Genomic DNA, 25,736 nt, shown 5'->3' with positions numbered 1-25,736 from the left:
TTAGGCATGTCATTACTTGAGTTTTTCCGCCCGCAGAAAAAGAGCTCTGCGAATTTAGCCAAAGAGAGACTGCAAATCATTGTGGCCGAGCGTCGCAGTCAAAACGACCCTGCGCCGTCTTATCTGCCTCAGCTTAAAGAAGATATTCTGAAGGTCATTGCGAAGTATGTCGACATTGACCCATCGATGGTCGACCTGTCGTTTGAGCACAAAGATGACGACATCTCCGTTCTCGAGCTCAACGTCAAACTGCCAGACGAAGAGAAATAGCCTGATTGGGTAGGCTATTTGATATGAGTAATGAGCCGATGCAATTGCATCGGCTTTTTTACGCCACCAATATGAATAGCACCAACATGGATAGCACAAAATATGAGCAGACAAACAAAAGCCCCAGCACAGGGCTAGGGCTCGATTTCAAAGCGTAGGTTTCGTGCTAGCGAAAACCTATCTCAACGTGACGGCTTACTTATGCGTCCGCTTTTTCTTTCTTCGCTTTTGGTGCTGCTTTCGCTGCTTCTTGATCCGCTTTCTTCTTGATAACCGTTGTACCTTCGAAAGTTTCACCTTCAACGAATGCTTTACCGTAGTAAGAAGCTTTTAGAACTTCTTTCAGCTCAGAGATTAGAGGGTAGCGTGGGTTCGCACCAGTACATTGGTCATCGAACGCTTCAACCGCTAGCTCATCAAGCTTCGCTAGGAAGTCAGCTTCAGCAACACCCGCCGCTTGGATTGACGCTGGGATGTCTAGGTCTTGTTTCAACTCATCCATCCACGCTAGTAGACGTTCAATCTTCTGAGCAGTACGGTCACCTTCTTGGCTTAGGCCTAGGTGGTCAGCAACCTCAGCGTAACGACGACGTGCTTGTGGACGGTCGTATTGAGAGAATGCAGTCTGCTTAGTTGGGTTGTCGTTCGCGTTGTAACGTACCACGTTAGAGATCAGTAGTGCGTTCGCCAAACCGTGTGGTAGGTGGAACTCAGCACCAATCTTGTGCGCCATAGAGTGACATACACCTAGGAATGCGTTCGCAAATGCTACACCAGCGATAGTTGCCGCGTTGTGTACTTTCTCACGAGCGATTGGGTCGTTTGCACCGTTCGCGTAGCTTGAAGGTAGGTACTCTTTAAGCATCTTAAGTGCTTGTAGAGCTTGACCATCAGAGTACTCATTGGCAAGAACTGATACGTAAGCTTCTAGAGCGTGAGTCACAGCATCGTAACCACCGAATGCGGTTAGAGACTTAGGCATGTTCATGACTAGGTTAGCATCAACGATCGCCATCTGAGGTGTTAGCTCGTAGTCAGCAAGTGGGTACTTAGCACCAGTTTCGTCATCAGTTACTACCGCGAATGGTGTCACTTCTGAACCTGTACCTGAAGTTGTGGTGATACAAACAAGCTCAGCTTTTTTACCCATTTTAGGGAACTTGTAGATACGTTTACGGATGTCCATAAAGCGCATTGCAAGCTCTTCAAAGTGCGTTTCTGGGTGCTCGTACATTACCCACATGATCTTCGCCGCATCCATTGGTGAACCACCACCAAGTGCTAGGATAACGTCAGGCTGGAAGCTTTGCATCGCTTCAGCACCTTTCTTAACCACTGATAGCGTTGGGTCAGCTTCAACGTCGAAGAACGTTTGTACTTCCATACCTTGTGCTTTCAGTAGTTGTACTACGTCATCTGCGTAACCGTTGTTGAATAGGAAACGGTCAGTAACAAGGAATGCGCGTTTCTTACCTTCTAGGTCGCTAAGCGCGATTGGAAGGCTACCACGACGGAAGTAGATAGACTTAGGTAGTTTGTGCCACAACATGTTTTCAGCTCGCTTCGCTACAGTTTTCTTGTTGATTAGGTGCTTAGGACCTACGTTCTCAGAGATAGAGTTACCACCCCATGAACCACAACCTAGAGTTAGAGAAGGTGCAACATTGAAGTTGTACAGGTCACCGATACCACCGTGAGTCGTCGGGATGTTGATTAGGATACGAGCTGTTTTTAGCTTGTCGCCAAAGTAACGGATACGGTCTGCGTTTGTGTCTTGGTTAGTGTATAGACCAGAGGTGTGACCGATACCGCCGATTTCAACCATAGTCACCGCTTGAGCAACCGCATCTTCGAAGTTGTCTGCACGGAACAAACCAAGCGTTGGAGAGAGTTTCTCGTGAGCAAATGCGTCCTCGTAAGACACTTTACCAAGACCTTCACCAACAAGCACTTTCGTGTCAGCAGGAACTTTCACGCCCGCCATCTCAGCGATTGCTGCTGCTGGCTGACCAACGATCTTCGCGTTCAATGCGCCGTCGATAAGTAGAACTTTACGTACTTTATCCGCGTCAGCTTTGCTCAGTACAACCGCTTTGTGCGTTGCGAAACGCTCTTTCACTTCGTCGTAAACTTCGTCAACAACGATTGCTGCCTGCTCAGAAGCACACACTACGCCGTTATCGAATGTTTTAGACATTAGGATAGAAGCCACTGCACGTTTAACGTCAGCCGTTTCATCGATAACGACAGGAACGTTACCTGCACCAACACCGATTGCTGGCTTACCAGAAGAGTAAGCGGCTTTAACCATGCCTGGACCACCAGTAGCAAGGATAAGTGCGATGTCATCGTGCTTCATTAGCGCGTTTGATAGCTCAACAGATGGTTGGTCAATCCAACCGATGATGTCTTTTGGCGCGCCCGCTGCTACTGCTGCTTCTAGAACCAATTTCGCTGCATCGTTGGTTGAGTTTTTCGCACGTGGGTGTGGTGAGAAGATGATGCCGTTACGAGTCTTCAGAGAGATAAGAGATTTGAAGATCGCTGTAGAAGTTGGGTTTGTGGTAGGTACGATACCGCAGATGATGCCCACAGGCTCAGCGATAGTCATAGTACCTAGGTTGTCATCCTCTTCTAGGATGCCACAGGTCTTTTCGTCTTTGTATTTATTGTAGATAAACTCAGAAGCGAAGTGGTTCTTGATTACTTTATCTTCAACAATACCCATACCAGATTCTTCAACCGCTTGTTGTGCTAGCGGGATACGAGCTTGGTTCGCAGCAAGAGAAGCCGCACGGAAGATTTGGTCAACTTGCTCTTGAGAGTAAGTTGCGAACTCTTCTTGCGCTTTCTTAACGCGTGCAATCATTGCATCTAGCTCGGCTATATTAGTAACAGGCATAGGGAAATCTCCTAAAATTAACAAATATTAAAAACTTTTTATTAAGCCAACTGCATGCTTATCTTGGGCAGTCAATCACAGCTTTCTTAGTAAATTGCTTTCAGGGCTGAGTATATTATTTCAGGTTGTGAAAAAAATTGACCCAGATCAGTTCTGAAAAACTATTTACCTAGTTAGTAGTACGCGAATCGCACAAATCACCATAAACCACTAATTTATAAAGACTTAAATCACAAATTCGAACTGAATAAAATAACAGCAATCAATCAATCGAACTCATTGAACAAGCATAAATTGTAAAAAAGTTTCATTTTTTGACCACAAACTTACATGTAATTCACAAAATTCGTGCTACTCACACTACAAGTTACGTCATTTTCAGATGAAATGGCGTCTTGAAGACGTGATTTTGTGGCAAACTTAACAACATCGTAAAACTGTAGCTCATCTTACGCCTCTTTTGGTTAACAAAACATGTCAGGCGCGATCCCTTTGTCAGGAATAATTAGAAATTCTCAGTCATGGTATAGGCGACAGATTAGCTTTTTTCATTCGTTATCTGCGTGAATTTAGACTATATTCCGCGTGACTTTTTTACCCCTTTGCCTAATGTGGACATGCTTAGATGCAAACCTTTGAATTAGCGATTTTTTTACAGTTTTTTCTCGGTTTAGTCGCCGCCGTTAACCCGGTGGGGATCATGCCGGTGTTTGTCTCGTTAACCGGTCATATGACCCTCGAAGAGAAACACAAAACCGCAACTACAGCCAACGCGGCGGTCGCGGTTATTCTGATCGTCTCTCTACTCGGCGGGCAGATGTTGCTCGATATGTTCAGCATTTCTCTAGATTCGTTTCGTGTGGCAGGCGGTTTACTGCTGCTGAGCATCGCCTTTTCGATGATGAGCGGTAAGCTCGGTGAAGATAAGCAGAACAAGCAGGAAAAATCGGAGTACGTCAGCCGAGAACAAATCGGTGTTGTGCCTTTAGCGATGCCTTTAATGGCCGGTCCCGGTGCGATCAGTTCAACCATCGTTTATGGTTCACGCTACCCGAGCATGATGGATACCACAGGTATCATCATTACCATCGCGGTGTTTTGCTTGTGCTCTTGGCTGCTGTTTCGTTCTGCGCCTTTGATCGTGAAATTCCTTGGCCAAACCGGCATCAACGTGATTACGCGTATCATGGGCTTGATTCTTGGTGCTCTGGGCATCGAGTTCATTGCCAACGGGTTACGCAATCTATTTCCAGGCCTCGCCTAACCCCTTAGAATCCCACTAAGGCGTTGATCAAGCATACATTGAGCAAGGTTGACGCCTTTCAGCTTTGCTCATACTCTGACCTTGTCGTTTGTCACTAGGCTAGGTCATGAAATCCGATCCCTTAAAACACCATCTCTATGTCATCATCTTTGGCACGCATACCAAGGCGGGTCGCCGCTTCGATTTGGCGCTGATCGTAGCCATTTTTGCCTCGCTGATCGTTCTATTGCTTGAATCACTTCCTAGCGTGCCACAGGAATGGAAAAGTACATTAAGAGTGCTGGAATACTCGTTTACTGCGCTGTTTACGCTCGAATACCTTGTGCGGCTCTACTGCTCGCCAAAGCCCCTCGCCTATGCGAAAAGTTTTTATGGGGTGATTGATTTATTGGCTATCTTGCCCACTTACTTGGCGTTTTTCTTTCCTTCGGCGACCTTTATGGGTGTGATCCGACTGCTCAGAGTGATGCGTATTTTCCGCATTCTTAAGTTGGTTCGCTATCTGCAAGACTCCAACATCTTGCTGCGCTCTCTGCTCACTTCTCGGCGCAAAATCTTTATCTTTTTCTCCAATGTTGCCATCTTGGTCACCATCTTTGGCGCCCTCATCTACGTCATTGAAGGACCAGAGAACGGCTTCACCAGCATTCCCATGAGCATCTATTGGGCCATCGTGACCATCACCACCGTGGGTTATGGCGACTTAGTGCCGCAAACCGGTCTAGGTAAAACCATCGCGGCCATTACCATGCTGCTGGGTTACTCGATCATTGCGGTGCCCACTGGCATCATCACCGCTGAAATCAACCAAGAGATGAAATCACACAAGACCTTGGTCAAATGCCCAAACTGCTCAAAATCGGGGCACGAGTCTGACGCGCTCTATTGCAAGCATTGTGGCAGTGAGCTCGCCGATCCCGATAAACGCGTGACCGCCCCAGTTCAAGAAGAAGTCTAAGCACTTTGTGAATCACCGATAAAACAATCACCAATAAAAAAAGCGCCTGCAAAGAGGCGCTTTAGGATAGGGAACAAACACTCGAGTTTGAGGGTTTATTTCTCCGCTAGAATGATACGCAGCGTACGACGCAACGGCTCTGCCGCGCCCCATAGCAGCTGGTCACCGACGGTGAATGCATTGAGGAAGTCATCACCCATTGCCATCTTACGTAGACGGCCGACAGGAATCGATAAGGTACCCGTCACTTTCGCTGGAGTCAGCTCTTTTGCCGTAATATCACGGTCATTCGGGATCACTTTCACCCAGTCATTGTGCGTGGCGATGATCTCTTCAATCTCATCCATCGGCACATTTTGTTTGAGCTTGATGGTCAACGCTTGTGAGTGACAACGCATCGCACCGATACGAACACATGTGCCATCAATAGGAACAGGTGACGCTTGGAAACCTAGGATCTTGTTCGCTTCGACACCCGCTTTCCACTCTTCTTTGCTCTGACCATTGTCGCGTTTCACATCGATCCAAGGAATCAATGAGCCCGCAAGCGGCACGCCAAACTTATCCGTTGGGAACGAATCGCTGCGCATGGTATCTGCCACTTTTTGGTCGATATCGAGAATCGAGCTTGCAGGGTTGGCCAGCTCTGAGCTCACTGAGTCGTTGATCACGCCCATTTGCGAGATAAGCTCGCGCATGTTTTGCGCACCCGCACCGGACGCCGCTTGATACGTCATCGCGCTGGTCCACTCCACCAGCCCTTTTTCGAACAAGCCACCTAGGCCCATCAACATCAAGCTTACCGTGCAGTTACCACCAACAAACGTGTTGGTGCCCGCGTGGATACCTTGTTGGATTTGCGCCAAGTTGACCGGATCCAACGTGATGATTGAATCTTGAGCCATACGCAGTGTTGAGGCTGCATCAATCCAGTAGCCTTTCCAACCTGCTTGGCGCAGTTTCGGATACACTTCTTCCGTGTAGCTGCCACCTTGACACGTAATGACGGCATCAAGCTGTTTTAGGCTCTCTAGATCGAACGCATCTTGCAGCAAACCCGCGTCTTTACCAAAGTTTGGAGCTGGGATGCCGACTTGAGAAGTGCTGTAAAAAACCGGTTCAATGAGATCAAAATCTTTCTCTTCCACCATGCGCTGCATCAGGACAGAACCCACCATGCCACGCCAACCGACTAAACCTACTCTCATTCTCAACTCTCCATGTAATCTAAAAAAGGAATCACTCATCTTTCAATGTTCAGCTCAAAATCTCAAGCAAAAAATGCCATATTTTTGTAAGTTTTGTCTCGCTAAGCGCTAGAATCGCGTTAGCTGACTGTTTTCCCACTTTTTCTCAACGACGACACTACTGATCGTTCAAACCGAACAGAAAGAAATCAAAGCATCTACGGGGAAGTAGTCGACAAGTCAGAACCAAACTTAACACGGGGCTTCTGATTGACGTATGATCTTTTCCATCGCTAAGGCCACCACTTGGAATGGCCATTTTTGTTGACTCATCGCTCTCAATTAAAGCTGATTCACTTTTAAGAACTGTTTCGCCTCGTCAATCGCCTGGCCAAGGACACGCTGTAGCTCGTTGAGTTCATCAGACAGGTCGCCTTGCATCTCTTTGATCGCTTTTTCAACGCAAGCAGCGGCTTGTTTGAGTAGCGGCGCACCTAAGTTTCCCCCCACACCTTTTAAACTGTGCGCTTTGCGCAGTGCAGTCTCGGGGGATTCAACAATCAGCCGTTCAATGGTACTGACGTCATCTTGATGATCTTCCACAAATACTTCCAGCAACATGCATACTGACGCTGTATCACCATTGAGCGAGCTCAGCATAGCTTGGGTATCGATAATCGGCTCTGGTTCCATAGGACTCTCTACTTCCTCGAGTTCATTGTCTTTTTTGTCAACCTCAACCCTGTTGTGATGATCAACCATCGGCTCATTTGACGCTAAACGCGAACGCGCCGCCGTTCGTGCGCTCATCACTAGTAAAACCAGCGCCGCGATGGCGAGGGCTGAACTGACTAATCCAAGCTGCACATGACGCTCCAAGCTTTGGTGGTACGCCTCGCCCAAGGAAGCAATTTGAATATTGACATCATGCCCGACCAGCCCTTCAACCAAGTGCAGACCTTTCGCGTACGTCCCCAACACCTGAGCCACCAACGCGAGTACACGCTGCAATTCTTGTTGCTGTGTGCCCTCTAGTTCCGTTGACCAAACATAAATACTGTCCATTTCACGCGATAGACGTGGGCTATCGTCATGCGTACCAAACACTTCCTCAAGCACTAACGCACTCAACCGGTAGTAGGTCTGCGTCAACAGTGGCGAATCGGCCTGTTTGCCCCGCGCTTGCTTGATGGTTTCAATCAGCTCTTGAATAAGGAGATCGTTGTCGAGGTAGGCTTTCGCTTGCGCAATGTATTTATCCAGAGAAAAAAGCAGTTGGCTAACATCAGGCGAGTACCAACTTTGCTCATAATTGGCTTCAATCTGCAACTGCAGCGCATAAATCAGTTGCAGATTAAGCTCTTGCTGATCTGTCGCTTCTGGCCGATACGCGGAGGAGAGGTGAAAGGTGCTACGCAGCTCTTCAACCGCGTTACGCAATTCGGTGAACCGCTGATGAGATTCGCCCAGCACTCGATAGTTGCTCACTAAAATTGCTGTTACTGCAATCCAGAGTAAGACGACCATCCCACCTAGCCTGAGCCTGCTACTATCCATCGGTATGCCCTAAACAATGTCCGTAAATACAATCATATACCGATTTTTTACATTCTGCTGAAGAAAGCGGCTTTGCACTCGCTCTTTCCTCTTGTCTGTGGCACAACGCAACAAAAAGCCCGCGACACAACGCGGGCTCATAGATAGGGGGTGAGCTAAACTCTGCTCTTTACCGGTGCATCATTTGCGATTGAGTTGATCGCGCAAGTTCGGCGGTGTGCCTTTGATGGTCAGGGTATCAGTTTCCGGATCGTAGAAAATACGCTCGCCAAGCAGCAAACTGTCGAAGTTAATACTCAAGCCACCGCCAGCGCCAACGTACTTGGTTAGCTTACGAACTGCGGTTCTATCTCCTGGGAAACTCTCCTCAAGTTGGTAGCCTTGCTCTTGGGTGTAATCCAAAAAGCTTGTGCCATCATGCGAGGGGGACAACTCACCAGACAACTCTTTCACGTAGACTTCATCGCCGGCTTTAATTTGCTCGCTGCAGTAATCCGCCACTTGCTTTTTAAAACTCAGTACTTCGTCTTTTTCTAACTTGGAGTCGGCACAGAAATCATCCACGGCCTGCATCAACACTTGGTTTTGCTGCTTGCTGTCGAGCCCGACCTCTGCCTGCAGGAAGTCCAAGAAGAAGTCTGCCACTTTGCGCCCTACTCGCCCTTTGATGTAGGCAAGATAGCGGTTGGACTCTTTATCGGTCTCATAAGCCGTCAAGTCGATACGCGCGGCAATGTCCATTTTGCCAAGATCGAGATAGTCGGTGGCGCTAATGTCCAGCCCTTCAGTGACCTTTAAGCTCTGATTAGACGGAATGATGGCGACAAACAAGTAATCGGTCGCGAGCGATTGATACTGCGCAATCACCAAGATGCCTTCATCGGCAAAGGGGTATTTCGCTAACTCGTCTTTTAAGCGCTTGGCGCTCACTTGTGAGAAGTCGTAAAAATCGCGCTCACCTTTACGCAGTTCATGCAACCAGTGCTGAAATTCGCTGTCTGATTTGAAGCAGCCAAAGCCTTTTCCCGCTTTAGAATGAAACACGCGATGCAGCTCTGCGACGAGGTTTTCTGTCGACGCATCATTGGCAAGAGAAGCACTGCGGTAATTGACGATGAGCTCGTCGGAATCATTTTTCTGAAGTTGATGTAAGATTACGTGAGAGAGGTGCAAACTCATGTGATTTTTATCGCTGGGTAGGTTTCAGTTGCATCGCATTGTAGGGTATCATAAGCCGCTTTACTATCATCATTAGAGTCTTTATGCCGATTACATCTAAATACAGCGACGAGAAAGTAGAACAGATCTTAACTGAAGTGGCTGCTATCCTAGACAAACATGCCGCGGGTCCAGAACTGGCGCTTATGATCGCAGGAAATATCGCAACCAATGTCTTAAATCAGGATGTTGCGCCTTCACAACGCAAAGCAATTGCTGAAAAATTTGCTCAGGCGTTGATTTCTTCTATCGAAGAAAAAAGCCATTAAAAATAAACGGATAATAGATAAAGATACATGGTAGATAACGGAAATACATATGGTGAGCGCGTATCGCGTCTCGTCGGCTGGGGTCACTGGTTTGCGTTTTTCAACATCATCGCTGCGATGTTGATTGGTACCCGTTATATCACTCAATCACCATGGCCTGAGACTTTGCTCGGTCAATTTTATCTGGCCGTTTCTTGGGTAGGACACTTTGGCTTCCTCGTATTTGCCCTGTATCTCCTTGTTCTCTTTCCGCTCACGTTTGTCCTTCCGTCACGCAAGCTATTCCGCCTGGCGGCGGTCTGTTTCGCAACGGTGGGACTCACCGTATTGCTGATTGACACTCAAGCGTATCAGACCATCAACTTGCATTTAACGCCCGTGGTGTGGGAAGTGCTGTTCAACGATGACAGCTCCTTTGCCCTCAGTGCCGATTTGCAACATTTGTTTGTGGTGTTACCGCTCATCTTTTTGCTCCAATTGGCGTTATCAGAATGGGTGTGGCGCAAGCAGCGTAAACTCTCTCATAAGCACGTCGGCCGCCCAATTTCGGCGCTGTTCTTTATCAGCTTCATCACTAGCCACTTAATTTATGTGTGGGCGGATGCCTATTTCTACAATCCAATCACCTCTCAACGCGCAAACTTCCCGCTCTCCTACCCGATGACCGCTAAATCCTTTATGGAGAAACACGGCTTGTTGGACCGAGAGCAATATCTCAAACGCCTAGAGAACAACCAAACCAGCAACCAACTAGTCAGCTACCCGCTTGAGCCACTGGAGTTCAATCGCCGCGCCAACCAGTTGAACGTATTGGTGGTGAGCGTCAACAACCTCAGAGCCGATGCTTTGAATGAGCAGTTGATGCCAGCGACGGCGCAATTTGCCGCGCAAAACCTGAACTTTACCAATCACTACAGCTCAAGTAATGACACCTTTGGTGTGTTTGGTCTGTTTTATGGTCTGCCGAGTAGCTACGCCAGCAGCATTAAAGCGCAAGGTTCCAAGCCGATTGTGATTGATACGTTGGTCGACAAAGAGTACCAATTTGGCCTATTCAGTAGTGATAACTTCGATGATGCGTTGTACGGCGAAACCGTTTTCCGCGGTATGAACTTCCACGGCGTTGCGTTCGATTCCGATCACTCTGCTGAAGAGCAAACCATTAACGCATGGGCAACTTGGGTACAAGAGCAGAAAAAGTCACCTTGGTTTAGCTACGTTGAGCTCACCCCTGTCGAAAACTTCAGTGCTTACAGCAGTGACAGTAACGACAAACAAACCTCGACGGAAAAGCTCATCGCCGGTTACCACAAATCCGTTCAGCACGCCGACAAACAAGTCGCGTTGCTGATTGACGCGCTCGATACCCTAGGTCTCGAGGAAGACACCATTGTGGTGATCACCTCAAACCACGGCGCGGAATTCAATGAAACCCAGACCAACAGTTGGGGCGCGAACAGTAATTACAGCCGATACCAACTTCAGGTGCCGATGGTGATCCATTGGCCAGGTAAGGTCGCGGCCACCTTTACTCACCGCACCAGCCACCTCGACTTCTCGGTGACGCTGCTGCAAGACATGTTAGGAGTATCGTCAAACCCAAGTGACTTTAGCAGTGGTCGCAATTTGTTTGATGAGCGTTCTCGCAAATGGATTTTAGCCGGTGATTCCCGTGAGTTAGCCCTGATTACCAACAAAAACACCACGGTGATCGACAAGTTCGGCAACTACAAATTGTACGATGCAAACTACCAGCGATTACAAGACGACAACCCTACACTGCCGGTGTTGATGCAAGGTTTAACCGAGTTGCAGAGATTTTATACAAAGAGCAACTAAATCATAACGTTATAATTGACGCTTACGTTGAATGTGGTAAATTAAGCGAATCGGACTGTAGCGCAGCTTGGTAGCGCACTGTCATGGGGTGTCAGGGGTCGCTGGTTCAAATCCAGTCAGTCCGACCATTTATCCCTAAAGGGCTCATCTTCGGATGAGCCCTTTCTCGTTTATACGGCGACGTATCACAGAACCTCAGTATGAAAATCCATAAAATAAACCAATGGTTTATTTTATGGATTTACTATGACTCAATACCATGCCATCGTCGATAGCGCAGGTGGCGCTGATTTTACCTCTATTCAAGCGGCGATCGAGGCTGCCCCCGCGAATGATGCTCCGTACCGGATTTTTATTCGCAAAGGTCACTATCCAGAGCGGCTGACGATTGCACGCGCCAAGGTCTCGCTAGTCGGTGAATGCGCACGTGAAACCGTCATCGACTGTAAGATCGCCAATCAAATGGTACTGGAAGATGGCTCTATAGGTGGCACCTACGGTAGCCGCGTCGTCATCGTCGATAACCAGCACTGCACATTGGCTCATCTCACGATTCGCAACTCGTTCGACTTTATTGCCAACCAAGCGAAAAATGATAGTGATCCCAGTAAACTCACCCACACCCAATCCGTCGCCCTATTGGTTGGCCATCACGCTGACTATTTCATTGGCCACGATCTGATACTCGATAGTTATCACGACACCCTGTACGTGAGCGCAGGACGCAGCTACTTCTCAACATGTCATATTTTAGGCTGCATTGATTTTATCTTTGGTGGCGGCAGCGCTTTATTTGAACAGTGCCAAATCACTTGCCGCGCCAGAAGTGACAGGCCCAAGGACGCGCTATGGGGTTACATCGCTGCACCGAGCACGCCTCATTGCGTGCCCCTGGGTTTGGTCTTCTACCGCTGCGTTATCGATGCCGAAGCTGACGTCCCCAAAGGCAGCTATGCACTCGGCCGCCCTTGGCACCCCACCACGCACTTCTCTGATGGCCATTACGCCAATCCGAACGCCATTGGGCATTGTGCCTACTTAGCGTGTGAACTTGGCGAACATGTCAGCGATTGGACATCCATGAGTGGCCGCGGCCGAGACGGCAAGCGAGTGTGGTTTACCCCAGAGCAAAGTCGATTTGAATTGGTAGGTAATCGAGGAGAAGGCGCTCACGCACTGCCGCAGCAACAGCGTGAGATTGACGAGCAGAGCGAACTTGGCTGGAAACCGCAGTAGCCCTTCAGCTAGCGAAGGGCTGCAAGATTGACGGTTATTGCGCCGTCATCGCCATCTCATTGTGACGCTCACCATAGATGACTTCTCGGTCATAGACGACACGAACCTGATCGCCGATTTGACGATCGCCATGCAAGTAGCCGCCACTTGAAACCAAAGTGGGCAGTTCATCGTAAATCCCCTGATGCGCCGCTTCAAGACAAAGCAGCACATAGGGAATCGGGTCGTCAAAACGGGCGTACTTGACCGCTTTATTGGCAACAAACAAGCCACTTTCGCTGTGCCAGTGCTGCTCAATCAGTTGCGTTGCCGCGCTGTCTGCTAACGCCAACCAACGATGATCACCGTCGATGTGGTGCATTTCTATCAGCGCCAATAGCAAGTAGCTCGAACAGAGTGACGTCTCGCTGGCTACCTCCATCAAGGCCCCCGTTGAGGACTCGAAACGGGCGAGTTCAAAGCGCGTCAGCATGCGTTTTAATAGGCGTTCAACACGCTCGTTTTGGCTGGCTCGATAGGCACGCGTCAGCGTCAATAAGTAGGCAGGATCGGCATCACGACGCGCTAATGTGGTGCCTTTGTCGCCATAATAGCCATCTCGCACAAACTGATAGCCCGTTAAGTCGGTCCCATCAGCCCAGCACGGCTTCATTTGATTGGTTGCCTCATCCCAAGCGTGAGTAAAGTAGCCCTCGATGCCATCAATGATCCAGCCAAGCCACTCTTTGTCTTCACACACTTCAGGGCAAGCTAACAGAGCCAGCGGATTATCCACCACCAGCGCCCAGCAATCTCGAAACAGCGCATTGGCTTCAAGCGCAATAGGGCCAAACTCAGGTCCAAATTGGCGCCGCGCGCGATCACCAAACCAAGAGTAGGTCAAACGATCATCCTCAGGCACAGGCTCACGCTGCAAGGGTGAAGAGAATTGATAGACCGGCATGCGGGTCTTTGGATGACGGGCGAGCACAAATTGTCGATAGAGGTGCTTAGCCCAAGTCAGTGCCGCTTGGTCGTGCGTGTAGCGATAGGCGTGACACGCGGCGTATATCAGATCGGTTGAGGCATTCACAAACGTTAGTCCAACCGTTTCCGGTAATGTAGGCCATGCGCTCGCATCAACGGCGTCTTTGGGCGTATGGCGGGAGAATATCGATTCCGGTTGCAGTCGACCATATTCGCCATGTCGAGTGAGATCGCACTTGTCCCAATCCATCACGTGTGACGCCCAAAAGCCACTCAAATAGCGCTCAGTCACCACCGGCTCGGTCTGATACATCAAGTCGTAAAATGGGAAGTGGTTTTTAAGTTCGTGGACACACTCTTTGCTTGCCGGGCCTTCAATGGCACCACTGGCCCAATCGACAAATCGATGCCCTCCCCAATGCAGTAATCCACTGGGTTTGTCGTGGTAACGGGTCAAGATGCTTTCGCTCAGTTCGCTGGCGTGCGTAAAGTAGTGATTATCACCGGTGAGCATGCTGTAGCCGATGTATCCGCGCATCAGATTTTGTTGGCTGGCAAAGTTGCTCATTGGGGCTTGGCGCCCGTCGGGGTAGGTCCACATCACAGGCTGTAAGGTGGTGACATCCAGGCCGTCAGCCATCAGGCCCGTCTGGGGGTGCTTCCCTAGCTCTATACTACGGGCATAAAACAGATCAATATAGGGGCGAAAGGTGCGACGATTGGCAGTGTCCGTCATAGAGAATCCTTAATAGACAGGTCCTTATTAACCGAAAAAGTTGACCAAAAGAAAAAAGGCGCGAAGCCATCTGACTTCGCGCCCTACTCAAGCGATTACTTCGCCATGCGTTTCAAGATGCGGTCGCCGCGACGTAGGAAGTCTTTGGCAGCACCAGACACATCGGTTTGGCCGTAATCCAGTTTTTGCATCACTTCACTAAATAGCTCCATCAACTGAGCGTTGTCTGTGTACGTGGTTGGCAGCACTTCTTTTGGCAACGATTGAGCTTGCAAGTAACCTAGGTAAGACAAGCTTTCTTGGTCGATTTCTCCTTTGGCATCCAACGTTGTAAGACCAGCGGTGCTCAATGGAATACCACGAGCGAGACCTAGCGCCTCAACACCCACAGGATCGTTTAGCAAGAAGTCGACCAATTTCGCCGCTTCTTCTGGGTGCTTAGTGTTACGACCAATCGAGAACATCATCGAAGGACGCGCCAACAGACCTGAGTCAGTTGCACCCGGCGCCATTGGGTAAGGCGCTAGCTCCAGTGTCATTGAAGGATCAAGGTTGGCGGTGTATTTCGCGATAGCTGTATCCCACATGTATAGACCACCGAAGCGACCGTCAATCCAAGGGCGCATTTCATACAAGTTGCCTTTACCGTACGAAGCGAACTCTTTGGTTGATGGGAAGACGTGATTGCTGACCTGATCCACATAAAGCTGGAAGAAGGCTTCCATCTCTTTTTGCTCGTAGTTGAGCATGTTAGTCTCAGCGCTGATGATGTCTTTACCCGTGGTTTGCAGCATGTAAGAGCGGTTCATCGCAAATACGTCGCGCGCTTCAATAACCAGTGGGTAGTGATCCGCACCAAGGTTTTTCTCAAACGCTTTACCCGCGGCCATCAACTCGTCCCAGTTAGTTGGGTAATCCACCCCAGCTTGCTCCCACTTCTGCTTGTTGTAGTAGAACACGCGGGACGTCATACTGACTGGTAAGCCGTTGATTTTTCCGTTAACTGTGGTCATGTCCATCGCAGTTTTCGGGAAGTTCGCAATGTGCAGCGCATCCGCCTTTTGGCTCATGTCGTAGAAACCACCGCCATCACGAGAGAAGATAGGCAGCCAGTTCCAGTTGGTTTGCATCACATCAGGTTCAGTGTTACCCGCGATCTGTGTGGTCAAGCGAGACAAGTGACCATCCCAACCTGTGTATTCTGCTTTGACCTTGATGTCTGGGTATTTTTGTTGGAACTTCTCAATCGCTTCCAACGTCGCTTGGTGGCGTGAGTTACCGCCCCACCAAGACATACGCAGTTCAACGTCAGCAAAAGACGGTGCAGAGGTGGCGGCAATCGCCGACGCGATAAGAGTAGTCAGTACCTTTTTGTTCATGGATGTTTCTCCAATTATTATCGTAATAAAGAAATGTTCTGTTCAGTTTCTTTGTTAAAGATGTGCGCTTTTTGCATATCAACAACGAATTTGACGTTACTGCGCGTTTCCATGCCCAGCTTGTCTTTCACATCGTCAATCGGCACACGAGCGGTAAATTCTTGATTATTCACTCTAAAGTACACAAACACCTCATGGCCCATGTTCTCCATACGCACCACATCGCCTGTGATCGTCGGTAGAGCATCATCTTCAGCCATCTGCAAGGTAATACTGTCTGGGCGAATACCGAGCACCGCTTTCTCACATTTGTGTGAGCGAATTTGCTCCGCTTTCGCTTGTGGTAGTTTCAAACGCTGGTCGCCGATCGCCACGTACAAGCCATCGTCTTCATCGTGCAGTTGAACATCACGTAAGTTCATCTCCGGTGCACCGATAAAGCCAGCCACAAACATATTGACGGGGTTGTTGTAGAGCTCATCCGGTGTATCAACTTGCATGATCTCACCGAGCTTCATCACACAGATGCGATCGCCCATGGTCATTGCTTCGGTTTGGTCGTGCGTCACGTAAACCGCCGTCGCAGAGCTGCCCTCTTTCTTAAGGTGGCGGTGCAGATCCGAGATGCGCACACGCATTGACGCGCGAAGCTTGGCATCCAAGTTTGACAATGGCTCGTCAAACAAGAATACGTCCGGCTTTTTCACGATAGCGCGGCCTACTGCCACACGCTGTGCTTGCCCCCCTGACAACTGACGCGGCAAGCGCTCGAGCAACTCTTCAATCTCCAAGATTTTGGCTGCTTCATTAACGCGCGCTTCGATTTCATCTTTCGGCAGCTTTTGCAACTTAAGACCAAAACCCAAGTTCTCTTTCACTGTCATGTGTGGGTAAAGGGCGTAGTTTTGGAACACCATCGCGATGCCACGATCTTTGGGCGCCAAGTTGTTGACCACTTTGCCGCCAATGGTCACTTCACCACCGGTGATGTTTTCCAAGCCCGCCAACATACGTAGCGTGGTTGATTTCGCGCAACCTGATGGCCCAACGATGACGAGGAACTCACCGTCTTTGATGGTCAAGTCGACACCGTGTACCGCTTTGAAACCGTTTGAATATACTTTCTCTAGCTTTTTAAATTTCACTTCAGCCATTGTTCTTACTCCAAATTAACCTTTAATACCGCTACTGGTGACGCCTTCAACAAAGTATTTTTGAGACATGAAGAACACCACGATGGATGGGATGATGGCGATAGAAGCCATTGCTAGAATTTCGTTCCACTTCGCCCCTTCAGTGACGTCAATTGACATCTTCAGAGCCAGTGCAATCGGGTATTTTTCGACACTTGAGACATAAATCAGTGGACCCAAGAAATCGTTAACCGACCACATGAACTGGAACAGCGCTACCGAGATAATCGCAGGACGAATCACCGGTACGACAACATGCCAAAGTACCTGAAGTGAATTACAGCCATCGATCATCGCCGCCTCTTCCATATCTGTTGGTACGCCGCGAAGGAACTGAACCAACATGAAAACGAAGAAGCCTTGCGTTGCAAATGCCAAAGGCAAGTACAGGGGTAAGTAGCTATCGAGCAGCCCCATCTCACGGAACATTACGTATTGAGGAATAAGCAGAACCGATTGAGGGAGTAACACGGTCGCAATCAATGTCGCAAACCAGAACTTCTTCCACGGGATGTCAAATCGAGCGAAGCCGTAGGCCACGATGGTCGAAGAGACAACCGTAAAGAATACTTTTGGTAGCACATAATAGAACGTGTTTAAGATGTAGTGACCGAAGGTAAATTCAGTCCCTGTTTTCCAGCCATTGATAAACCCTTCCAGACTCCATTCAGAGGGGATAAGGCTCATCGACGAGAAAATTTCATGGTTGGGCTTCATGGCTGCCGTGAACATCCACAGCAGTGGGTAGAGCATCAAAAAGCCCACACCAATCAACACAACATAGCGAATAAAGGCATTGATTTTTTCGCGGCGAATCGTGCGTGCATTCTCTGCACCATTGTCAACCGCTTGATTTTCAACCGTAATAACTGACATGATTATTTCCCTCCCTTATCGCCAGAGTAGAAGACCCAGTACTTCGATGAACGGAACGTAATGCCCGTAAAGATGGCCACAACAACAAACAATGACCAAGCCAAAGCACTGCCGTAACCCATGTCAAAGAACTTGAACGCGGTTTCGTAGATGTAGAGAGAGATCAAATAAGTGGACTTCATTGGTCCGCCACCGGTAATCACGTACGGAGCGGTAAACTCTTGGAACGCCTGAGTGGTTTGCATAATGAAGTTAAAGAAGATAACCGGCGTGATCAGTGGCACCGTCACTTTCAAGAACATTTGCCATTTGCTCGCACCATCAATCAACGCCGCCTCGTATTGAGACTGAGGCACGTTTTGTAGTGCCGCGAGGAAGATAACCATCGCAGAACCAAACTGCCAAGCACGTAGCAAAGTGATGGAGAAGAGTGCAAATGCCGGTTCACCTAACCAGCTGATAGGCTCCACACCAAAGAAGCCAAGCGCACCATTGAGCACACCGTCTATAGCGAACAACGCGCGCCACAGTACGGCAATAGCGATACTTGAACCTAGAATGGAAGGGATGTAGTACGCGGTTCTGAAAAAGCCAATTCCTTTGAGTTTAAAATTCAGGATAAAAGCTATAAACAACGCGAACGCCAGTTTTACTGGGATGGTCAAGAAAACGTACAAGAATGTAACGCTCATTGACTTCCAGAACACATCATCTTCAGTGAGCATGTACCGATAGTTCTCAATCCCAACGAATTCAGGCGAATTCATGAGATCGTAATCGGTGAAGCTCATCAAAAATGATGACACAAATGGAAAGGCAGTAAACACTATCAACCCGATGATATAGGGAGACAGGTACGCCAATCCAAGCTTACGATTTTCATACATTTTCTCGTCCTCTTTAGAGTTATATGCCAGCCGGTTAGACACTTCCCTTAGCAATACGCCTGCTGGCTTCACTATTCATTTAACGCAACTTTGTGAGGGTTTTCACGTCGAAAAAATGTAATTGTGATCTTAAATAACATTTTTAATGATATACACACAAAAAATGTGAAACGCAGTTCTATTTTCATTTTTTTAAAGCGATCAAACTGTAAATTTTTACAAAAAACGGCACCTGTCCGCCAATCTCACATATCAGAATAACCATCCATAGATCCACTAACCACAACGATAAAGCAGAACTAAAAGCCACATAAAATAGAAAAACTGGCTTATTAATCCAAAAAATTCATCAGCAATTGATTTGGCAAGGATAAAATTGATTCAAATCAAATAAATCAAATCACGCAAGGAAAAGGATGCATTGGGATGGTAAATGATTTTATTTTTAGAGCATAAAAATAAATAACAAAAGCAAAACATCTAATAATTTACAAAATTTAAACACCATTCCCATTAAAATAAAACATCGTTTCACAGATAACGATCTAAGTATTTTAATGTTCATTTTATTAAGAAAAATCACTACATTAGCCGCCATCAAAACTACAGCTACAAAGGCGTTTCTAGATGAAGAAGATCCTAACCACCGCCATCCTACTTGGCCTAACCGCAACAGCAGTGAATGCAACGACACTGAACCTACGTCATGAGTACATTGCTTCTGAAGGCGATATGGACGCAAGACATCGTGACCGACTCGCCATTTCGCATGGATTCGACAACGGCATTAGCTTGAGCGCAGAAGTAAAATGGGGTTACGGCGATGACAGCTTCGACCTGTCTAAACTGAAAGACGTGGGCCATGAGACCAAAGTCAGCTACAACTACAAAGTCACCGATAGCTTTACTTTGCAGCCTGCCTACGCCATTGACGCAAGCTCTTCTGCCGCAACACATAAATTCGATCTACGCGGTACACAAAAGATTACCAGTGATTGGAACGTGGCACTTCGCTACCGTTACGGTTACAAAAATAATGCTGCAAACAGTGAATCGAGCCACTACAACCAGTTGAACCTGACGTCTGGTTATAGGATGGGCGACTTTGGCTTTGGTATCGATATCGAAGGTAAATTCGAACAATCGGACAGCAAAGGCTACAAAGGTGACAACAACTACCTAAACCTAGTCAACTTCTCAGGTGAGTACTCAGGTTTTGAACACGGCTGGCGCCCATTTGGTGAGATTGGTATGGTCGCTCAAAACACCGATGACGCAAGAGACGGTAAAGACTCTTACGAGCCTCGTTTCCGTGTCGGTGTGAAATACTCGTTCTAACCGCTCACAAATAAAGCAAACAGTTTTTATAGGGGTTTACAAGCCCAACCAACCCCTATACTATGCGCCCACACGGAGAGATGGCTGAGTGGTTGAAAGCACCGGTCTTGAAAACCGGCATACGTTAATAGCGTATCTAGGGTTCAAATCCCTATCTCTCCGCCACATTCGAGCCCTTGATTTATCAAGGGCTTTTCTCGTTTTTAAGCAATCAAATGTCACCTAATACACACAGGTGATACATATGTATCTGATAAAGCTAAGCAATAACGTGTTTTATACGCGTATTTCCACTCCAGCTCCCCTGCAAGCTTCTTTGGATTATCCAAGAGAAATTCGTCTCTCTCTTTTCACTAAATATCGTCGATTAGCGACCAAAAAAATGCTCAGCTCGATAGCGCGATTTACAAGCAAGATAGGAAAAGTTGTGCGACTACGTGATGTCGTCGCGACCTTCTCCTTCACCGACATTCCCGCGTTGACCATCAGTATCGGTGTCGCCAGATATCACGATGGCGATGACATCAATACCCTTCTCTCACGCGCTGACCATGCGCTCTATCAAGCCAAAGACCAAGGACGTAACCGCGTCGTACTCGCCTCTGACTGATGGCTTCGCGCCACGATCCCCCTAGAGTCGATAAACAGCGATGAGAATGTGGACTTAATCCACTTGATTGCAAATACGTTATAACATAACATTTGCGACCGATTATCATTAACCAACTTGGAAAACTCCCATGACACAACCCGTGGTCGTCGCCAACGCTCTGTGCGTCGAGTTCGCACACAACCCGGTTCTCAATGATGTTCACTTTAGCGTCCAGCAAGGGGAAGTCTTTGCTTTGCTCGGTGGCAATGGCGCCGGCAAATCGACAACGCTCAAAACCTTTTTGGGCACCGTGACGCCATCATCAGGCCATGCCGAGGTACTCGGTCTCTCAACCACCACTCATATTGATGAGATTCGTAGTAAAGTCGCTTACTTGCCTGAATCCGTCATGCTGTATGGGCATCTAAGCGGCCTTGAAAACATCGACTACTTTTTGTCTCTCTCGGGCGTTACTCGCTCACGTCCTGAGGTGGAACAAGCTCTTGCGCAAGTGGCACTCCAGCCCAATGCCTGGCATCAACGTCTCTCCAGCTATTCCAAAGGAATGCGACAAAAAACCGCGATCGCCCTCGCGCTACTGCGTGAAGCGCCCGTGCTGTGTCTTGATGAGCCAACATCAGGCCTGGATCCAAGAGCCATTGACGAGTTCAACCAGTTGATCAGTGCGCTTGCTAAACAAGGCACGACCGTGTTTATGGTTACCCACGATGTCTACGGCGCATGCCAAGTGGCCGACCGAATCGGCCTATTAGACAAAGGACGCATTGTCGGTCTGTTTGAGCGTTCAGAACAAGGCAGCATCGACACCGAGCAAGTCCACGCCGCGTTCGCGCAAAGGGGCTAAGCATGAAAACTCTCTCCCTTATTTTGTTCGATGAGTGGCGTTTTTGGCGTCGCAGCAAAGTTGCCGCTACGGTGCTGGTGATCGGCGTATTACTCACTCTGGCTGCTGTGGTGGTCAATCATGTTGAGACACAACACGCCGATGCTGAGCGTCGCCAACTTCAGCAGTACTCTGAATCCCAATTTATGGCCCAACCTGACCGTCACCCACATCGAATGGTCCATTACGGTCACTACGTGTTTCGCAATCCCACGCCATTGAGTGCACTGGATCCTGGCGTTGATGCGTACACGGGTCATGCGATTTTTCTTGAGGGCCATCGCCAAAACACCGCGATGTTCGCTGAGCAAAACCAGTCTAGCGGCATGACGCGCTTTAGCTCTCTGTCTCCTGCCTTTTTGGTCCAGGTGCTATTGCCACTGCTAATTGTTTTGGTCGGTTACAGTTGCGTCACGCGGGAAAAAGAGGCCGGTACCTTGACAGTACTCATCACGCAAGGGGTGAACGCTCGTCAACTGCTGAGTGGTAAGTTCCTGGCATTGGTCTTGGCCGGAGTCGTCATGTTATTACCCTTGATGGTTGCGAGCCTGCTCGCCATTGGCGAGGGTGAAAGTGTCTTGACCAGCAGCGCCTTTATCGCCGGTTACCTTGGCTACATCGTCATTTGGAGTGCGTTGGTGCTGTGGGTCTCGAGCATGAGTCAGCGCAGTCACGCCAGCTTCGCCATATTGATTAGCCTATGGGTGGTATTTGCTGTGTTGATGCCGCGTATTGCCAGTTCAAGTGCCGCCACACTGGCGCCGGCGATGGGCAAATTGGAGACAGATTTTGGCGTGATTGAGGAGCTGCGTCAGCTTGGCGACGGACACAACGCCGCTGACCCTGCCTTTGAAAAGCTCAAACGCGATCTCCTTGAGCAATACCAAGTGGATGACATCGCCGAGTTGCCAGTCAACTTTCGTGGTGCCGTCGCCGCGTATTCAGAAGAGAAACTGACTAAAGTGCTCAACCGATACGCCGAAGACAACATGGACAAAGAGCAAAACCAAGCGAACATTGCGCGCCAATTTGGTTGGTTATCGCCGACGGTCTCCATGGCCAATCTCTCGATGATGCTGGCCGGTACCAACTTGGAAACGCACCATCGCTTTTTACGCCAAGCCGAAAATCTGCGTTTTGAGTTCGTTCAAGCGCTAAATCACGTCCACCTGCACGATCTTGATTACCAAACTGACGTGAATCGCTATAAAGACGACGCGACAGCCAAAGCCGCGCGCGTCAACGCTCACCACTGGCAAGTGCTCTCCTCTTTTACTTTTACGCCACAAGCGCCCAACGCCCGCGTCGCCCAAAGTCTGCGATATGCGTTGCAAATGGGACTTTGGTTACTGATTCTGGCGGGCCTTATCCGTTTCGCGACTAGGAGATTGATGTCATGATGTCTTTAACGGATCTCATCCGTGAAACCCGTTTTCTCGCTAAACAAGGTTACGTTGTCGGCTTTTTGCTGGTTGTGTTTGCCCTGACGAGCTTTGCCATCGTTAGTGGCGTAAATGAAATTCGTGAGCAGCAAGAGACCTTGGTTCGCTTGCAGGCAAAGGATGCCACAGAGCGCGAACACATTCTTGCCGAGCAGCACGACTACGGCAGCGCCGCTTACTACAGCTTCCACCTCACCTACTCTGAGCCTCAGCCGCTTGCTTTTGCTGCCATGGGCCAGCGTGATGTGACTTCTTGGAAGCACCGCATCCGCATGCTAGCGCTCGAAGGGCAGATCTACGAAACCGACGCACAAAACCCGGAACTCTCCTTGGCAGGCTTTTTCGATTTTGCGTTTATTGTCAGCATACTACTGCCTCTGTTTGTGATTCTGTTGCTCCATGATTTACGGGCGGGAGAGCGCGAAGCGGGTCGCTACGATCTGCTGTTAGTAAGCGCTAAACGTCAAGGCTCGCTATGGGCGGCGCGTGCGTTGATTCTCTGTACGGGACTCGCGCTGGCACTGTTGCTCCCCTTTGGTCTTGGTGCATGGACGATGGCAGTGCCCATCACCCAATTCCTCGCGGTGATGGCCATCGTGCTTGTCCATCTCGCCTTTTGGGCATGGTTGACCTTACTTATCGGAAAAACACTCACCCAGAAAGGTCAGCGCTCGGCGCGCATTGCCTCAGCTTTGCTTGGTATTTGGTTAGCCTCGACGGTGGTGGTGCCCGTGGTCAGTGATAGCGTGATTAACCACACCATCACAGGTCCAAGTGGCGGCGACATCGTACTGCTGCAACGCGAAGAGGTAAACGGTGCGTGGGATAAACCCTTTTCTGATACTTGGGCGTCATTCTTAACGACCCACCCAGAATGGGCGCAAGCAACCGATATGCAATCACTGTTCGAATGGAAATGGTACTACGCGTTTCAGCAAGTGGGCGATCAAAAAGCCGCGCCACTGTCACAAGCGTATCGCCAAACACTACGCGAACGTGATGCCGCCGCTGGCTATGCAGCGTGGCTTTCGCCTTCAACACTCACCCAACGTTGGATGACATCGCTGGCGAATACCGATGTTAAAGCGAGCATGCGCTACGAGCAACGTGTGCGTGATTTCCACCAATCGCTGAGACACTTCTACTACCCGCTGCTGTTTGGTGACGCGCCATTTAGCCATGATGAACTGGAGACCATGCCGGTTTTCTCTGACGAGGGCTAAGGCTCGCTCACTCAACCAATGAGCGACAAAAAAGGCGCAGAGCAATCACTTGCCTGCGCCTTTTTCATAAATCTGCTCAGCTAAAGCTGATTAATGTCTTCAAACGATCCTTGAATGTAAGAGCCGAGATGAGTGGCGTAGTGTTCACTTTCAATCAGCGCCAACAACTTGTGTTTAAGCTCCACTGGATAGAGACGCTTCTCTGCCAACTGTTCAATCGGCACCCACTCGACACTTTGAATAAACTGCTCGTCATTCAGCCCTTTAAGATTCTCTAAGTTTGGTGTGCCTTGATAATGGGTGATGTGATAAAAGAACTCGGCATGGTAGCGATGGTTTTCCGTTTCAAGAAACTCACGCACGCACACGAGCTCACCCACTTTCACGCTCAGCCCTGTCTCTTCAACGAATTCACGTTCAACACACGCCTTAGTGCTGCGATCAACCGATTCCATGCCGCCCCCCGGCGGTATCCAGTATTCACCGGTAAAATCGTTGACTCTGAGCAACAACACGGCGCCTTGATCGACCAGTATGCCCGCGGCACGTATCCTGTGTTCCATGACTAATCCTTGTAAACATCCATTGCAGCTTGAATCAGCTGCATGTGTATCGGCACTAAATCCTCATGACGAGTGCGATAACCACCACCGACAACGCAGGCAATCGGCACACCTCGCCTCGTCGCTACTTCAAACATAGCTCTATCTCGTTGATATATCGCCTGTGTTGAGACATTAAAATACCCCAGTTCATCCTCTTGGTGAATATCCACACCGGCATCATAGAGAATAAAATCAGGCTGATGCAGATTCACGGCCATCTCGACCACGCTAGTAAAGTGACTTAAAAATGTCGCATCGTCTGTGCCCTTTGAAAGCGCCACATCGAGATTAGAATCCGGTTTGCGCGCCGGAAAGTTCTTATCGCAATGAAACGATAGGGTAATGATCTCCGCCTTATCTCGACACAAGGTCGCCGTGCCATCGCCGTGATGCACATCGCTATCAACGATAAGCACAGTATCCACATGCTCATTGGTCAAGGCTCTTTTGGCCGCGATCACCAAATCGTTGATCAGACAAAACCCACTACCAAAATCATAATGCGCGTGATGGTAGCCACCGCTCAAATGAATCGCCACGCCTCGCTCTAGCGCCGCGTCCACCGTTGCACAGGTACCCCCTGCCGAAGTGAGGGTGCGAGTGATCAGTTGCTCACTCCAAGGAAAACCAATACGGCGCATTTTGGCAGCAGGCAGTGCGCCGCGACACAAGAGATCAAGATATTGGCCGCAATGGGTACGCGCGGCTTCCTCCATCGTGATGGCACTGGGCGTCACCCAATCGATACGGTGTTGCCAAAGCGTTTGCTTGCGTATCGCCTCATACAGATAGCGATATTTGTTGATCGGGTAGCGATGCCCGTCAGGCAAGGGTAAATCGGAGTAGATCGGGTGGTATATCAGGGGGATCATGAGGACAACAAACACGTAACCAT

22 protein-coding genes and 2 tRNA genes are annotated in these 25,736 nt (G+C 49.0%); 13 read left to right on the top strand and 11 right to left on the bottom strand.

Features of this window, described 5'->3' with window-relative positions; translation table 11 throughout:
* The first annotated feature begins 6 nt into the window (after positions 1-6).
* Positions 7-270 (top strand): cell division topological specificity factor MinE, encoded by a 264-nt coding sequence (gene minE, locus AC6R0R_RS06000; RefSeq protein ID WP_334552630.1) that lies wholly within the window; start codon positions 7-9, stop codon positions 268-270.
* A 199-nt stretch (positions 271-469) separates the two neighbouring features.
* On the opposite strand, the gene adhE is transcribed toward minE, so the two are convergent.
* On the bottom strand, positions 470-3,172 hold the full coding sequence (gene adhE, locus AC6R0R_RS05995) for a bifunctional acetaldehyde-CoA/alcohol dehydrogenase (RefSeq protein WP_500626054.1): 2,703 nt from the start codon (positions 3,170-3,172) through the stop codon (positions 470-472).
* Positions 3,173-3,797: 625 nt separating this feature from the next.
* Between adhE and AC6R0R_RS05990 the strand changes: the two genes are divergently transcribed.
* Both AC6R0R_RS05990 and AC6R0R_RS05985 read left to right on the top strand, forming a co-directional pair.
* Positions 3,798-4,436, top strand: a complete 639-nt coding sequence (locus AC6R0R_RS05990; protein WP_334552634.1) for a YchE family NAAT transporter — start codon at positions 3,798-3,800, stop codon at positions 4,434-4,436.
* Between the two features lie 106 nt (positions 4,437-4,542).
* Positions 4,543-5,394, top strand: a complete 852-nt coding sequence (locus AC6R0R_RS05985) for an ion transporter (RefSeq protein WP_334552636.1) — start codon at positions 4,543-4,545, stop codon at positions 5,392-5,394.
* 95 nt (positions 5,395-5,489) lie between these two features.
* Here the strand turns inward: AC6R0R_RS05985 and asd are convergent, their stop codons facing one another.
* The 3 genes from asd to yejK form a co-directional block, all read right to left on the bottom strand.
* The gene (asd, locus tag AC6R0R_RS05980) at positions 5,490-6,602 is read right to left on the bottom strand and encodes an aspartate-semialdehyde dehydrogenase (RefSeq protein ID WP_334552638.1); all 1,113 of its coding nucleotides are present in this window, start codon (positions 6,600-6,602) and stop codon (positions 5,490-5,492) included.
* 321 nt (positions 6,603-6,923) lie between these two features.
* The gene (locus tag AC6R0R_RS05975) at positions 6,924-8,138 is read right to left on the bottom strand and encodes an Hpt domain-containing protein (RefSeq protein WP_500626053.1); all 1,215 of its coding nucleotides are present in this window, start codon (positions 8,136-8,138) and stop codon (positions 6,924-6,926) included.
* 180 nt (positions 8,139-8,318) lie between these two features.
* Positions 8,319-9,317 carry a nucleoid-associated protein YejK gene (yejK, locus tag AC6R0R_RS05970; RefSeq protein ID WP_500626052.1) on the bottom strand — a complete coding sequence of 333 codons (999 nt, stop codon included), beginning with the start codon at positions 9,315-9,317 and terminating at the stop codon, positions 8,319-8,321.
* 83 nt (positions 9,318-9,400) lie between these two features.
* Here yejK and AC6R0R_RS05965 point away from each other — a divergent pair, with 83 nt between their 5' ends.
* From AC6R0R_RS05965 to AC6R0R_RS05950, 4 genes are all read left to right on the top strand, one after another.
* Positions 9,401-9,625, top strand: coding sequence for a YejL family protein (locus AC6R0R_RS05965; protein ID WP_334552646.1), 225 nt, complete (start codon positions 9,401-9,403; stop codon positions 9,623-9,625).
* 27 nt (positions 9,626-9,652) lie between these two features.
* Positions 9,653-11,464, top strand: coding sequence for a DUF3413 domain-containing protein (locus AC6R0R_RS05960; RefSeq protein ID WP_500626051.1), 1,812 nt, complete (start codon positions 9,653-9,655; stop codon positions 11,462-11,464).
* Positions 11,465-11,515: 51 nt separating this feature from the next.
* A tRNA-Pro gene (locus AC6R0R_RS05955) sits at positions 11,516-11,592 on the top strand.
* A 118-nt stretch (positions 11,593-11,710) separates the two neighbouring features.
* Positions 11,711-12,700 (top strand): pectinesterase family protein, encoded by a 990-nt coding sequence (locus tag AC6R0R_RS05950; protein ID WP_500626050.1) that lies wholly within the window; start codon positions 11,711-11,713, stop codon positions 12,698-12,700.
* Positions 12,701-12,734: 34 nt separating this feature from the next.
* Here the strand turns inward: AC6R0R_RS05950 and AC6R0R_RS05945 are convergent, their stop codons facing one another.
* The 5 genes from AC6R0R_RS05945 to AC6R0R_RS05925 all read right to left on the bottom strand — a co-directional run bounded on the left by AC6R0R_RS05945 (position 12,735) and on the right by AC6R0R_RS05925 (position 18,737).
* Positions 12,735-14,402, bottom strand: coding sequence for a pectate lyase (locus AC6R0R_RS05945; protein WP_500626049.1), 1,668 nt, complete (start codon positions 14,400-14,402; stop codon positions 12,735-12,737).
* A 95-nt stretch (positions 14,403-14,497) separates the two neighbouring features.
* Positions 14,498-15,781 carry an ABC transporter substrate-binding protein gene (locus AC6R0R_RS05940; protein WP_500626048.1) on the bottom strand — a complete coding sequence of 428 codons (1,284 nt, stop codon included), beginning with the start codon at positions 15,779-15,781 and terminating at the stop codon, positions 14,498-14,500.
* Positions 15,782-15,798: 17 nt separating this feature from the next.
* Complete coding sequence (locus AC6R0R_RS05935; RefSeq protein ID WP_500626047.1) at positions 15,799-16,935, bottom strand: ABC transporter ATP-binding protein; 1,137 nt, start codon at positions 16,933-16,935, stop codon at positions 15,799-15,801.
* 15 nt (positions 16,936-16,950) lie between these two features.
* Positions 16,951-17,850, bottom strand: a complete 900-nt coding sequence (locus tag AC6R0R_RS05930; RefSeq protein WP_334552655.1) for a carbohydrate ABC transporter permease — start codon at positions 17,848-17,850, stop codon at positions 16,951-16,953.
* Positions 17,851-17,852: 2 nt separating this feature from the next.
* Complete coding sequence (locus tag AC6R0R_RS05925) at positions 17,853-18,737, bottom strand: carbohydrate ABC transporter permease (RefSeq protein ID WP_334552657.1); 885 nt, start codon at positions 18,735-18,737, stop codon at positions 17,853-17,855.
* A gap of 627 nt (positions 18,738-19,364) precedes the next feature.
* Between AC6R0R_RS05925 and AC6R0R_RS05920 the strand changes: the two genes are divergently transcribed.
* The 6 genes from AC6R0R_RS05920 (at position 19,365) to AC6R0R_RS05895 (ending at position 24,236) form a co-directional block, all read left to right on the top strand.
* On the top strand, positions 19,365-20,075 hold the full coding sequence (locus AC6R0R_RS05920; protein WP_500626046.1) for an oligogalacturonate-specific porin KdgM family protein: 711 nt from the start codon (positions 19,365-19,367) through the stop codon (positions 20,073-20,075).
* 74 nt (positions 20,076-20,149) lie between these two features.
* Positions 20,150-20,240: transfer RNA gene (locus AC6R0R_RS05915), tRNA-Ser, on the top strand.
* A gap of 262 nt (positions 20,241-20,502) precedes the next feature.
* Entirely contained in the window at positions 20,503-20,685 is a 183-nt protein-coding gene (locus tag AC6R0R_RS05910) for a diguanylate cyclase domain-containing protein (RefSeq protein WP_500626045.1), read from the top strand.
* A gap of 130 nt (positions 20,686-20,815) precedes the next feature.
* A complete protein-coding gene (locus tag AC6R0R_RS05905) occupies positions 20,816-21,532 on the top strand; it encodes an ABC transporter ATP-binding protein (RefSeq protein ID WP_500626044.1) in 717 nt (238 codons plus the stop codon).
* A gap of 2 nt (positions 21,533-21,534) precedes the next feature.
* Positions 21,535-22,971: an ABC transporter permease gene (locus tag AC6R0R_RS05900; protein ID WP_500626043.1), complete on the top strand. Its 1,437-nt coding sequence runs from the start codon at positions 21,535-21,537 to the stop codon at positions 22,969-22,971.
* The gene (locus tag AC6R0R_RS05895) at positions 22,968-24,236 is read left to right on the top strand and encodes a DUF3526 domain-containing protein (RefSeq protein ID WP_500626042.1); all 1,269 of its coding nucleotides are present in this window, start codon (positions 22,968-22,970) and stop codon (positions 24,234-24,236) included. The genes AC6R0R_RS05900 and AC6R0R_RS05895 overlap by 4 nt, the downstream gene beginning before the upstream one ends.
* 80 nt (positions 24,237-24,316) lie before the next feature.
* Here AC6R0R_RS05895 and AC6R0R_RS05890 read toward each other — a convergent pair whose 3' ends face one another.
* Both AC6R0R_RS05890 and AC6R0R_RS05885 read right to left on the bottom strand, forming a co-directional pair.
* Positions 24,317-24,799, bottom strand: a complete 483-nt coding sequence (locus AC6R0R_RS05890) for an NUDIX domain-containing protein (RefSeq protein WP_487903499.1) — start codon at positions 24,797-24,799, stop codon at positions 24,317-24,319.
* A gap of 2 nt (positions 24,800-24,801) precedes the next feature.
* Positions 24,802-25,713, bottom strand: coding sequence for a histone deacetylase family protein (locus tag AC6R0R_RS05885; protein WP_500626041.1), 912 nt, complete (start codon positions 25,711-25,713; stop codon positions 24,802-24,804).
* Between the last annotated feature and the right edge of the window lie 23 nt (positions 25,714-25,736).

The sequence above is a fragment of the Vibrio sp. R12-SW3-ISO1 genome, from assembly GCF_059834005.1.
Note: the sequence above shows the minus strand (reverse complement) of the source record. Positions and strands in the feature narration are given on the sequence as shown.

Bases quoted from the DNA above. Each gene is read 5' to 3' on its own strand.
- minE (WP_334552630.1), top strand. From the start codon at position 7: ATGTCATTACTTGAGTTTTTCCGCCCGCAGAAAAAGAGCTCTGCGAAT.
- asd (WP_334552638.1), bottom strand. From the start codon at position 6,602: ATGAGAGTAGGTTTAGTCGGTTGGCGTGGCATGGTGGGTTCTGTCCTG.
- AC6R0R_RS05935 (WP_500626047.1), bottom strand. From the start codon at position 16,935: ATGGCTGAAGTGAAATTTAAAAAGCTAGAGAAAGTATATTCAAACGGT.
- AC6R0R_RS05925 (WP_334552657.1), bottom strand. From the start codon at position 18,737: ATGTATGAAAATCGTAAGCTTGGATTGGCGTACCTGTCTCCCTATATC.
- AC6R0R_RS05985 (WP_334552636.1), top strand. From the start codon at position 4,543: ATGAAATCCGATCCCTTAAAACACCATCTCTATGTCATCATCTTTGGC.
- AC6R0R_RS05895 (WP_500626042.1), top strand. From the start codon at position 22,968: ATGATGTCTTTAACGGATCTCATCCGTGAAACCCGTTTTCTCGCTAAA.
- AC6R0R_RS05940 (WP_500626048.1), bottom strand. From the start codon at position 15,781: ATGAACAAAAAGGTACTGACTACTCTTATCGCGTCGGCGATTGCCGCC.
- AC6R0R_RS05905 (WP_500626044.1), top strand. From the start codon at position 20,816: ATGACACAACCCGTGGTCGTCGCCAACGCTCTGTGCGTCGAGTTCGCA.
- AC6R0R_RS05930 (WP_334552655.1), bottom strand. From the start codon at position 17,850: ATGTCAGTTATTACGGTTGAAAATCAAGCGGTTGACAATGGTGCAGAG.
- AC6R0R_RS05945 (WP_500626049.1), bottom strand. From the start codon at position 14,402: ATGACGGACACTGCCAATCGTCGCACCTTTCGCCCCTATATTGATCTG.
- AC6R0R_RS05990 (WP_334552634.1), top strand. From the start codon at position 3,798: ATGCAAACCTTTGAATTAGCGATTTTTTTACAGTTTTTTCTCGGTTTA.
- adhE (WP_500626054.1), bottom strand. From the start codon at position 3,172: ATGCCTGTTACTAATATAGCCGAGCTAGATGCAATGATTGCACGCGTT.
- AC6R0R_RS05920 (WP_500626046.1), top strand. From the start codon at position 19,365: ATGAAGAAGATCCTAACCACCGCCATCCTACTTGGCCTAACCGCAACA.
- AC6R0R_RS05965 (WP_334552646.1), top strand. From the start codon at position 9,401: ATGCCGATTACATCTAAATACAGCGACGAGAAAGTAGAACAGATCTTA.
- AC6R0R_RS05960 (WP_500626051.1), top strand. From the start codon at position 9,653: ATGGTAGATAACGGAAATACATATGGTGAGCGCGTATCGCGTCTCGTC.
- AC6R0R_RS05950 (WP_500626050.1), top strand. From the start codon at position 11,711: ATGACTCAATACCATGCCATCGTCGATAGCGCAGGTGGCGCTGATTTT.
- AC6R0R_RS05885 (WP_500626041.1), bottom strand. From the start codon at position 25,713: ATGATCCCCCTGATATACCACCCGATCTACTCCGATTTACCCTTGCCT.
- yejK (WP_500626052.1), bottom strand. From the start codon at position 9,317: ATGAGTTTGCACCTCTCTCACGTAATCTTACATCAACTTCAGAAAAAT.
- AC6R0R_RS05890 (WP_487903499.1), bottom strand. From the start codon at position 24,799: ATGGAACACAGGATACGTGCCGCGGGCATACTGGTCGATCAAGGCGCC.
- AC6R0R_RS05900 (WP_500626043.1), top strand. From the start codon at position 21,535: ATGAAAACTCTCTCCCTTATTTTGTTCGATGAGTGGCGTTTTTGGCGT.
- AC6R0R_RS05975 (WP_500626053.1), bottom strand. From the start codon at position 8,138: ATGGATAGTAGCAGGCTCAGGCTAGGTGGGATGGTCGTCTTACTCTGG.